Origin of the sequence: Prosthecobacter sp., assembly GCF_020439865.1 — a bacterium.
Taxonomy (GTDB): domain Bacteria; phylum Verrucomicrobiota; class Verrucomicrobiia; order Verrucomicrobiales; family Verrucomicrobiaceae; genus Prosthecobacter.
In genome coordinates this window covers 1-3,484 of record NZ_JAGRPF010000047.1, presented here as the reverse complement: position 1 = coordinate 3,484, position 3,484 = coordinate 1, and the positions used below count along the sequence as shown (strand labels likewise).

Sequence of the window (3,484 nt, the reverse complement as noted above, 5' to 3'; positions counted from 1 at the left end):
GCGATCAAATCGTAGAGCACGGGCAGATCGGAGACGAAGCCGGTGTTTTGCGGCTCCGGCATGCCCGGCTTCGGCTTGGGAACGTCGGACCACTGGCGGCTGAGTTCGAGCTGCTTCTCCACATCACGCACGGAGGTGAAGTACTCGTCGAGTTTCTCCTGATCGCGCTTGCCAAGGCCCTTCTTGAGATCCTTCGCATCGCCATTCACCGCATCGAGGATGCTGCCCTGCATCGACAGCTTGTCCTTCGCCTTGGCGAGGTCGGAGGCGTTGTCGGAGACGAAGAGTTTGCGGAACAGCTCACGTGGACCGGGAATCGGCGGCACGCGCGTGCCGCTGCGCGTCCACGACATCAGGCAGCCGCCATGAATGCCGTCCTCGGAACCGATGGCGAGCGAGGGGAAACGCGTCGCTCCTCCGATGCTCTCCGCCGCGCGCTGGTCGATCGTGATGTTGCCATCCGGCATGCCCTTCGCATCCATCGTGCGAACGCCGCTCAGATAGGAGTGGATCGCGAAATGCCCGCCTTTGTGACCATGATCGAGGCCTTGGAAAAGCGTGAAGTCCTTCTGATGCTCCGCGAGCGGCTTCAGCAGCCGCGGGAGATCGTAATCACGTCCCGTTTTCGTCGGCCAGAAGGCGGGCTGGTAATACCCAAGCATGTTGCCGATGCAGACCATGCGCGTGGGCCGTGTGTTTGCCGATGCGGCAAAGGCCCGCCAGCCGAGCGATTCCATCAGCGGCAGCGCGAGCGTGACGCCGGCGGATTTGAGGAAGAAGCGGCGGTTGGAGTGATGCAGGGACATGGGCGGGGAAGTTCAACGCCATAAACGCCTGTGGGTTTCCCGGCTTTCGGGGGAATCTAGGTTCGCATCGTGCGACTTACTTCGTCAATCCAAGCAGCCGCAGGCTGTCGCGCGTGATCATGGCCTCGATCTGATTCACGTCGAGCCGCGGCAGCTTGGTGCCTTCGAGCATGTCGTTGAGTTTGCGGAGGCCGTCGATGCTCGCGTTCACCGTGGTGAAGGGGAAATCGGTGCCAAAGAGCACCTTGTGCCACACGCCGTATTCCTGCACGAGCATGAGCGAGTTGTAGAGCTGCCACGGGCGGTAGTGCAACGCGCTCACGTCGGCGAAGACGTTTTCGTGTTTCCGGATCGTCACGATGCACTCGCCTTCATACGGATGGCCGAGATGCGCGAGGATGATCTTCACGCCCGGATGCTTCACGGCAACGGGCTCGATCAAACGCGGCAAGGTGAAAGCCAGCGGTGCCTGCGCGATGAAGGTCGTGCCCATGTGCAGCAGAACTGGCAGGCTGTGTTTCTCCGCATACTGCCACAGTGGCTCCAACTTTGGATCATCGGGACTGAAACCCGCATACATCGGCAGCAGCTTGATGCCGCGCAGACCGAGTTCTTCGTGTCCCACACGCATTTCACGCTCCCAGCCATCCTGCGTCGGGTCGATCGACATGAAACCGATTAGCCGCTTTGCATCCTGTGCCACGTAATCCGCCACCGTCTTGTCATCGACCCACAAGCCGCTCAGTTTTGCCTTTCCACCGAAAACGATCGTCGTCGTGTCTTCCGAAGCCGATGCGCGATACGCCTCATAGGTCGCGCTCATGTCCACCTTCACGCCGGGCCGAGCACGACCTGCCTGCAGGAGGAAGTCATCCGAAAAGTCAGCGGGAAAGTTCCAGGCGTGGGAATGGACGTCGATGATCATGGATTTGAATCATTCAGCCGCGGCAATCATGCGGTCAAACTGCCGCTCGACTTCGCGGGTTGTCTCCGCGTCGAGTTTGAAACCGACAGGACCGCGCACGAGGGTGTTTTTGAAGATGCCCTGGCGGACGAGAAGATGCTTTTCGACGGCGAGGAAACCGTCGAGGCTGGTTTGCATCGAAATGAGTGCGGAGAGCGGTCCGTGGATGCGATCGGCTTTTTCGGTGTCGCCGGCTTCGAGGGCTTTCCACAGTGGCACGAGGCCGCGGATCAAATCGGCGCCGGGCATGGTGCCGACGACACCGCGTTTGAAGGAATCGACGAGCGCGATGCCGCCGGTGCCCTCGAAGACGCGGGCGCGGCCTTTCGTGGCGTCGCGAAGTTCGGAGAGCTTCGGGCCGATGGGAGAAGCCTCGGGTTTGTACTGCACACGCTCGGGTCCGAACTCGTCGAGAAGTCGTGCCTGAATCGCGATGGGCATCGGTTTACCGACGTAGCCGCTCGCGTCCTGCACGATGACGGGAATCTGGATCGCCTGAATGATTCGCGTGTAATACGCGAGCAGTTCGCTCTCGCCGATGCCGATGGACACGGGCGGAATGGCCATCACGGCATCTGCGCCGACGCTTTCCGCGTGCTTCGCGTAGCGTTCGGCGGTCTTCGATGACTCTGCGCCGACGCTGACGACGACGGCACCGCGATCTTTGCCGAAGCGGCACGCAGCAGCTGCGAGTTGTTCGCGTTCCTCGCTGTCGAGACGCAGGGTTTCGGAAACCATCGCCATCACGATGCCGTTCGCGCCACAGTCATAAAGCCAGGCGATCTCGCGTTCGAGGGTGTCGAGGTCGAACGTTTCATCATCATGCCACGGCGTCTGGAAGACAGGCAGCACGCCGCGGAGTTCATGTTTGGGAGTCGTCATCGGAAAAGAAATCACCACAGCAGTTTGCCGCCATCAATCACGAGCACGCTGCCGGTCATGTAGCTGCTGGCATCGCTGGCGAGGTAGAGAGCGAGCGGGCCGATTTCTTCGGGGCGGCCCCATCGGCCCATCGGGATGCTGTCGGCGACTTCGCCTTCGAACGCGGGCTTCTCGCCGATCCAGCGCTTGTTCGCGTCGGTCAAAAATGGTCCGGGCGCGATCGCGTTGACGGTGATGCCATGCACGGCCCAATCGGCGGCGACGGCCTTGGTGAACATGGTAAGCGCGCCCTTCGAGGTCTCGTAGCTGCGGCCACGCATGGCCTTGCCGGGCCAGAGGGCGTTGATGGACGAGATGTTGATGATGCGACCCCATTTTCGCGGAATCATCGCCGCGCCGATGCGTTTCGTGAGGATGAAGGCCTGCGTGAGGTTCAGATCGAGAATGCGCTGCCAGTCTTCGAGCGCGAGATCTTCCGTGGGCGTGTTGATGCGGCGTCCGCCGACGTTGTTGATGAGGATGTCAATGGGCGCGTGCTCGTTCAGCACGACATCGCTGAGGCGCTCGGCTTCTTCGGGCTTCGAGAGATCAGCCTGCACCGAGGTGACGTGCAAATCCTCGCTGCATAGGTCCTCGCACGCCTTGTGAAGATGTTCGGCGTTCGATCCGGAGATCACCACTTCGGCTCCGGCCTCACCCAGTGCTCGCGCCATTTCCAAACCGAGTCCGCGCGAGCCTCCGGTGATCAAAGCACGGCGGCCGGTGAGGTTGAAGCGGTCAAGGATGGGCATGGAACAAGGAATCGGCGGAGTGAAACGACTCTTTCAGACGT

Annotated in this window: 4 protein-coding genes; all 4 read right to left on the bottom strand. The window is 61.2% G+C overall.

Going from position 1 to position 3,484, the window contains the following annotated elements; translation table 11 throughout:
- Nucleotides 1-806, bottom strand: an 806-nt coding sequence (locus KDL09_RS04610) for a DUF1552 domain-containing protein (RefSeq protein ID WP_294381966.1), incomplete at its 3' end; no start/stop codon positions are given.
- Nucleotides 807-882: 76 nt separating this feature from the next.
- Nucleotides 883-1,731: an amidohydrolase family protein gene (locus KDL09_RS04605; RefSeq protein ID WP_294381964.1), complete on the bottom strand. Its 849-nt coding sequence runs from the start codon at nt 1,729-1,731 to the stop codon at nt 883-885.
- A 9-nt stretch (nt 1,732-1,740) separates the two neighbouring features.
- Nucleotides 1,741-2,652 carry a dihydrodipicolinate synthase family protein gene (locus KDL09_RS04600; RefSeq protein ID WP_294381962.1) on the bottom strand — a complete coding sequence of 304 codons (912 nt, stop codon included), beginning with the start codon at nt 2,650-2,652 and terminating at the stop codon, nt 1,741-1,743.
- A gap of 11 nt (nt 2,653-2,663) precedes the next feature.
- A complete protein-coding gene (locus KDL09_RS04595; protein ID WP_294381959.1) occupies nt 2,664-3,443 on the bottom strand; it encodes an SDR family oxidoreductase in 780 nt (259 codons plus the stop codon).
- Nucleotides 3,444-3,484: the final 41 nt, after the last annotated feature.

Coding starts and splice junctions, on each gene's coding strand:
- KDL09_RS04605 (WP_294381964.1), bottom strand. CDS start 1,731: ATGATCATCGACGTCCATTCCCACGCCTGGAACTTTCCCGCTGACTTT.
- KDL09_RS04600 (WP_294381962.1), bottom strand. CDS start 2,652: ATGACGACTCCCAAACATGAACTCCGCGGCGTGCTGCCTGTCTTCCAG.
- KDL09_RS04595 (WP_294381959.1), bottom strand. CDS start 3,443: ATGCCCATCCTTGACCGCTTCAACCTCACCGGCCGCCGTGCTTTGATC.